Annotated in this window: 3 protein-coding genes and 1 pseudogene; 3 read left to right on the top strand and 1 reads right to left on the bottom strand. The window is 71.6% G+C overall.

Translation table 11 applies throughout. The features are described 5' to 3' along the window. From AB0D53_RS31710 to AB0D53_RS31700, 3 genes and pseudogenes are all read left to right on the top strand, one after another. On the top strand, positions 1-2,492 hold a 2,492-nt coding region (locus AB0D53_RS31710; RefSeq protein ID WP_362452580.1), incomplete at its 5' end, for a type I polyketide synthase. Beyond that, positions 2,489-2,533: pseudogene (locus AB0D53_RS31705) on the top strand (hypothetical protein); the annotation flags it as partial. The gene AB0D53_RS31710 and the pseudogene AB0D53_RS31705, both read left to right, overlap by 4 nt. Further along, on the top strand, positions 2,519-5,704 hold the full coding sequence (locus AB0D53_RS31700) for a type I polyketide synthase (protein ID WP_362452583.1): 3,186 nt from the start codon (positions 2,519-2,521) through the stop codon (positions 5,702-5,704). The pseudogene AB0D53_RS31705 and the gene AB0D53_RS31700, both read left to right, overlap by 15 nt. A gap of 90 nt (positions 5,705-5,794) precedes the next feature. Here AB0D53_RS31700 and AB0D53_RS31695 read toward each other — a convergent pair whose 3' ends face one another. Beyond that, positions 5,795-6,478: an AfsR/SARP family transcriptional regulator gene (locus AB0D53_RS31695; protein ID WP_362452578.1), complete on the bottom strand. Its 684-nt coding sequence runs from the start codon at positions 6,476-6,478 to the stop codon at positions 5,795-5,797. Between the last annotated feature and the right edge of the window lie 314 nt (positions 6,479-6,792).

The following is a 6,792-nucleotide window of genomic DNA, read 5'->3' as shown; positions in this document are numbered from 1 at the left end:
CCACCCTCCACCGCACCACCCCCCACCACACCACCCTCGCCACCACCATCGCCCACACCTACCTCAACGGCACCAACCCCACCAACCCCCACACCCACACCACCCCCCACACCCACACCAACCTCCCCACCTACCCCTTCCAACACCAACGCCACTGGCTCAACCGGACCGGAGGCGATCACCCGCTCCTCACGTCCACGGTGGATCTCGCAGCGGGATCGACGGTCCACAGCGGACGCGTCGCCGGCCACCTGCATCCCTGGAGCAGCGACCACGTGATCCAGGGGACGGCCCTGATGCCCGGCACCGCACTGCTCGACCTCGCTCTGCACACCGGCAGAACGGTCGAGGAGCTCACGCTCGACACGCCGCTGCCGCTCGACACGGCGGCGGAGCTCCAGGTCGTTGTCGACGGCACGAACGTGACCGTCCACGCCCGACTCGACGGTGAGTGGACCCAGCACGCGAGCGGAACCCTGAGCGACCGGGAACTGCCGCCGACCGTCCTCGCCCGGCCACCGGACGCCGTCCCACTGGACGTCGAGGACATCTACCCGAACCTGGCCGAGCTCGGATACCGGTACGGCAAGACGTTCCAGGGATTGCGGGCCGCCTGGCGGGCCGGCGAGGATCTGTACGCGGAGGTCGAGCTCCCTGAGGATCCCGGATACGGCATCCACCCGGCACTGCTCGACGCCGCACTGCACGTCCTGGCGGTGGACGCGGCCCAGCCGCGCATCCCGTTCGCCTGGAGCGGGGTCCGCCTGCACCGCCGTGGCGCGACGGCGCTGCGGGTACGCCTGTCCCCCTCCGGTACGGACACGGTCTCGCTGGTCGCGACCGACCCCGCCGGAGCGGCCGTACTGACCGTGGAGTCCCTGGTTCTCAGGCAGCCCGGGGCAGGCGCTCCGGAGCCGGTGTTCCGGGTGGAGTGGCGCCCGGTGCCCGAGGGGGCCGGGGCGGTTGCCGGGCACTGGACGGTGATCGGGCCTCAATGGGCGGCCGAAGCGCTCGGCGCCCGCGAGCACCACGAGTTCCGCGACGCGAAGTCGGTCCTCGACGTCCTCCGTACCGCGCTCGCCGCCGACACGCGGGTGCTCGTCGCGACGGGCGGCGCGGTCGCGGTCCACCCCGGCGAGGAGATCGACCCCGACCAGGCGGCCGTGTGGGGCCTGGTCCGCAGCGCCCAGGCCGAACACCCGGACCGGCTCGTGCTCGTGGACACCGACCGGGCGAGCGCGGACGCCCTCGCCGCCACGGTGGCCGGCGGCGAGCCACAGGCCGCGCTGCGCGACGGCACCGCGTTCGTCCCCCGGCTGACCAGGTTGCCGGTGAGCGGAGGACAGAGCCCGGCACTCGGCACCGTCCTGCTGACCGGGGCGACCGGAGCCATCGGGAAGGCACTCGCCCGGCACCTCGCCACCGCACACGACGTGCGGCGGCTGGTCCTGGTGTCCCGCAGGGGACCCGAGGCCCCCGGCGCCCAGGAGCTGCTCGCCGAACTCGGGCCGGTCGCCGAACTGGTGGCCTGTGACGTCGGCGACCGCGCCGCGCTGGCCGAGGTGCTGGCAGAGGCCGAGCCGGACACCGTCGTGCACGCGGCCGGCGTACTGGCCGACGCCACCGTGGAAACCCTCACCACCGATGCGTTCGACGCGGTGTGGACGCCGAAGGCGGAAGCCGCCCGGCACCTGCACGAGCTGACTCGCGACCGGCAGCTCACGGCGTTCGTGCTGTTCTCCTCCGTCGCCGCGACCGTGGGCAGTGCGGGGCAGGCCAACTACGCCGCCGCCAACGCCTACCTCGACGGTCTCGCCCAGCACCGGCACGCCGCCGGCCTGCCCGCCACCGCGCTGGCGTGGGGGCTGTGGGACGAGGCCGGCGGCATGAACGAGTCCGCCCGTACCGGCGGTGTCCTGGTCCCCATGCCCACCGGCGCCGCGCTGGCCGCGTTCGACGCGGCGCTGCACCGCGCCGACCCCGTTCTGATGCCGGCGCGGTTGAACCCCGCCGCGCTGCGCGGCCGCCCGGCCGGCGACGTGCCGGCCGTCCTGCGCAGCCTGGTCAGGACCGGGTCCCCGGCGGACCGGGTGGCCCCCGTGCTGCGGGACCGCACGCCGGATGGTCTCGCGGTGCTGGTGCTGGACACGGTGGCCGAGGTACTCGGGCACTCGTCCGGTCACCACCTCGACCGGGACCAGGCGTTTCGCGACCTCGGCTTCGACTCGCTCACCTCGGTCGAGCTCCGCAACCGGATCGGCGCGGCCACCGGGCTGCGGCTCCCGGCGACCGTCGTGTTCGACCATCCGACGCCCGCCGCGCTCACCGCGCACCTGGTGGCCGAGCTGATCCCGGCACAGGCCGGACCGGGCGACGCCACGAGCGAGCCGGCCGGCATCGCCGACAGGATCAGCGCCGCCGACGCGGCCGAACTCTTCGACTTCATCGACCGGGAGCTGGGCCGGTCGGCCACCGGAGGAGACCGGGTATGACAGACGCCGACAAGCTGATCGACTACCTGCGGTGGACCACCGCCGAGCTGCACCAGGCACGAGGTGAGCTCGCCAGGCGCACCGAGCCGGTCGCGATCGTGGGGATGAGCTGCCGCTATCCGGGGGACGTGCGCGGACCCGCCGACCTGTGGCGCGTGCTCGACGACGGGGTGGACGCGACCACCGAGTTCCCGACCGACCGCGGCTGGCCGGTCGACGAGCTGCACCACCCCGACCCCGACCACCCCGGCACCTCGTACACCCGTCGTGGCGGATTCCTGCACGACGCGACCGACTTCGACGCCGGCTTCTTCGGCCTGGCTCCCCGTGAGGCGCTGGCGACCGACCCTCAGCAGCGCATCCTGCTGGAGATCACCTGGGAGGCGCTGGAGGACGCGGGGATCGATCCGACGACGCTGCGCGGCAGCAGCACCGGCGTGTTCGCCGGGCTGATGTACAGCGAGCACGCGACCCGGCTGGGCACCGTGCCGCCCGAGGTCGAGGGATTCGTCGGCAACGGAGCGGCGGCCAGCGTGGCCTCGGGCCGGGTCGCCTACACCTTCGGCTTCGAGGGGCCGACCGTCACCGTGGACACCGCGTGCTCCTCGTCGCTGGTCGCACTGCACCTGGCGATGCGGGCGCTGCGCGCCGACGAGTGCTCGCTCGCCGTGGCCGGAGGGGTGACGGTCCTCTCCACACCGGGTGTGTTCACCGAGTTCAGCCGGCAACGCGGGCTCTCCCCGGACGGCCGGTGCCGGTCGTTCGCCGCGGCGGCCGACGGCGTCGGTTTCGGCGAGGGCGCCGGGCTGGTCGTACTGGAGCGGCTTTCCGACGCACACCGCAACGGCCACCGGGTACTCGCGGTGCTGCGCGGATCGGCGGTGAACTCCGACGGCGCGAGCAACGGCCTCACCGCACCGAACGGGCCGTCGCAGCAGCGGGTGATCCGCGCCGCGCTCGCGGACGCCGGCCTCGCACCGTCCGATGTGGACGCCGTGGAGGCGCACGGTACCGGCACACCGCTCGGTGACCCCGTCGAGGCGCAGGCGATCCTGGCCACCTACGGGCGCGACCGGACCGTCCCGGTGCGCCTCGGCTCCATCAAGTCCAACATCGGCCACGCCCAGGCGGCTGCCGGTGTGGCCGGGGTGATCAAGATGGTGCTGGCGCTGCGGCGGTCGACGCTGCCGAGAACGCTGCACGTCGACGAGCCGAGCCCGATGGTCGACTGGTCGACCGGTGCGGTGTCGCTGCTGACCGAGCAGGAGGACTGGCCGGCCGGCGACCGACCGCGCCGCGCCGGGATCTCCTCGTTCGGGATCAGCGGCACGAACGCGCACGTCATCCTGGAGGAGGCGCCGTCGGTGCAGGCCCCGGCCGGTGGGTGCGCCCTGCCCGTGGTGGTCTGGCCGCTCTCCGCACGCGACACCGTCTCGCTGCGTGCCCAGGCCGGCAGGCTCCGCGATCACGTGCTGGCGAACTCCGGGCCGGAACCCGCTGATGTGGCCTGGTCGTTGGCGGCCACCCGCGCGACGTTCGACCGGCGTGCCGTGATCGTCGGAGCGGACCATGCCGAACTGCTGGACGGGCTGGGGTCGCTCGCCGAGGGTGCCGTCGCGCCCAACGTGATCCTCGGCAGGCGCGGAACCGGGGGCACGGCGATGGTGTTCTCGGGGCAGGGCAGCCAGCGCGCCGGCATGGGTCGCGAGCTCGCCGGGCGCTTCCCGGTGTTCGCCGAGGCTCTCGGCGAGGCGTGCGAGTACCTCGACCCGCACCTCGACCGTCCGCTGCGCGATGTGCTGTCGGACCCCGGTTCCGAACTCCTCGACCGCACGGACGTCACCCAGGCGGCGCTGTTCGCCGTGGAGGTCGCGCTGTACCGGCTCGTCGAGTCCTTCGGGGTCCGGCCGGACTACCTGATCGGCCACTCCATCGGCGAGCTGGTCGCCGCGCACATCGCGGGGGTGCTCGACCTCGCCGACGCGTCCGCCGTGGTCGCCGCGCGTGGCCGGGCGATGGTCGGGGCCCGGAGCGGCGGGGCCATGGTGGCGATCCGGGCGAGCGAGGCCGAGATCGCCGCGTCGGTCGCGGACACCGAGGCACCCGCCTCGATCTCCGTCGCGGCGGTCAACGGGCCACGGTCGACCGTCGTGTCCGGTGACTCGGCGGCGGTGCTCGCGCTGGCGCGGCGGTGGCGGGCCGACGGCAGGAAGGTCACCCGCTTGCGGGTCAGCCACGCCTTCCACTCCCACCACATGGATGACGCCCTCGACGAGTTCCGCGCCGCACTGACGAAGGTGGTGTTCCGGCCTGCACGGTTGCCGGTGGTGTCGAACGTGACCGGCAGGCTCGCGAGCGATGCCGAGCTCGGTTCGGTCGACTACTGGGTCCACCAGGTGCGCACCACCGTCCGGTTCGCCGACGGCATCGCGTCCGTGCATGCTCTCGGGGTACGCCGGTACGTCGAGATCGGCCCGAGCGCGGCGCTGGTGCCGATGATCAGGGAATCCCTGCCGGAACCCGCCGACGACACAGTGGTGACACCGGCCATGCGGCCCGACCGCGCGGAGACCCGGGCGGTGCTCGGCGCGCTCGGCGAGCTGCACACCTCCGGCGTCCGGGTCGACCTGGCCGCGGTGCACGCGGGCGGCCGCCCGGTTCCCCTGCCGACGTACGCCTTCCGCCGGGTGCGCTACTGGCTGGACGCGGCCGGCGCGGGAACCCCGGCCGAGCGGCGGTTCTGGGCGGCGGTCGACGCCGGCGACCCGGATGCCCTGCTCGACCTGCTGGGTGATCAGAAGGAGGGTGTCGACCGGCAGGCCGTCTCGGTCCTGCTGCCCGCGTTGGCCGACTGGCACGCCCGCACCCGGCCGGAACCGGCCGAAGTGACCTCACCGTCCGATGCGGACGACGACGGCGCGGCGCTCCGCGAGGAGCTCGCCGGCCTGCCACCGGAGGCACGCGAGGGGATCGTGCTCGACTTGGTGCTGCAACACGCGGCGGACGTACTCGGGCACAAGTCCTCCGGCGGCCTCGACCCGGCGGCGCCGTTCATGGAGGTCGGCTTCTCCTCGCTCACCGCACTGGAGCTGCGCAACCGGCTGTGCGCCGCGACCGGACTCACCGTGCCGCTCGAAGCCATGTTCGAGTACCCCACCTCGGCCGCCCTCGTCGACTACCTCAGTGCCGAACTGGCCCGGCACACGCCATGACCGAGAAGCTGCCGGCCGGCCGGCCCGCTTCCGGCCACACATGCGGAAAGGGCCGTCAGCAAGCTGACGGCCCCTCATACAAGAATCGGCTCAGTGGACGAGTGGCCCGGCGTCACTCTCGACCAGGATCGCGGTGTGCAAGGTGCGCAACGACTGACACGGTTCGAGTCCCAACTCGCCCCGTAGCACCTTCCTTGCGGTCTGGTACACGCGCAGCGCGTCAGCCCGCCTACCGGACCGGTGCAGTGCGATCATGAGCTGATGGTAAAACATTTCGTGCAACGGCTGCTCCGCGATCATGGCGTAAAGAAAGCCGATCACGTCGCTGTAGTTGCCGAGCGCGAGCGTTGATTCCACGAGGGCGTCGATGCACTCAAGGCGATTCTCGGCGAGCCAGGCCGAGAAACCACTGATGATCGGGCCTGTCACCGGTGCGCCGAGCGCGGGTCCACGCCACAGGTCCAGCGCCGCCTTCAGATCGTCGACCGCCTCCTCGTGCTCACCGGCACGCTGACGGGTTTTCCCCGTGCGCAGCAGTTGCTGAAAGTCCAACAGGTCGAGTTCATCGGAACCGAGGCTGAGCACATACCCCGGGGAACGGGTAACAATCGGACTTTCTGTGGATTTTTCACATCTGAGCAACTTTCGCAGTTGTGACACATGCACGTGCAATGCCGCGTTCGCCCTGCGGGGAGCATCGACACCCCAGATCTCGTCGACAAGCTGACCGACCGACACAACCTGGTCGAATCGGGCGAGCAGAGTGAGAAGCACCGTTTCGGACTTTCGGGCGCCGATCGAAAAGGCGCCATTATCGGTTACGACACGTAACGGACCGAGAACCTCATACCTCACGCGTCCCCCAATCGAAAAACTTCTGAATGATGATCGAGTTTTCCGCGGTCAAGGTTACAGCGTCACAGCCTGCCAAGAAATGTTGACTGGGACACAAACTTCTGTCGCCCCGCCAGCAATAGCGCCACTGATGCGCATAAGACTTGCAAAGTACGGTTGATACGTTGAAAAAAGAGGCCATTCTCCCCCGGACAGCCTCGCCGAGCAGCGGCGATGATGCCGACGGGCGACCT

Origin of the sequence: Streptomyces sp. NPDC048295, from assembly GCF_040652135.1 — a bacterium.
Classification (GTDB): Bacteria; Actinomycetota; Actinomycetes; order Streptomycetales; family Streptomycetaceae; genus Streptomyces.
The sequence above is the reverse complement of the archived record's forward strand: the minus strand, read 5'-3'. Positions and strand labels throughout refer to the sequence as shown.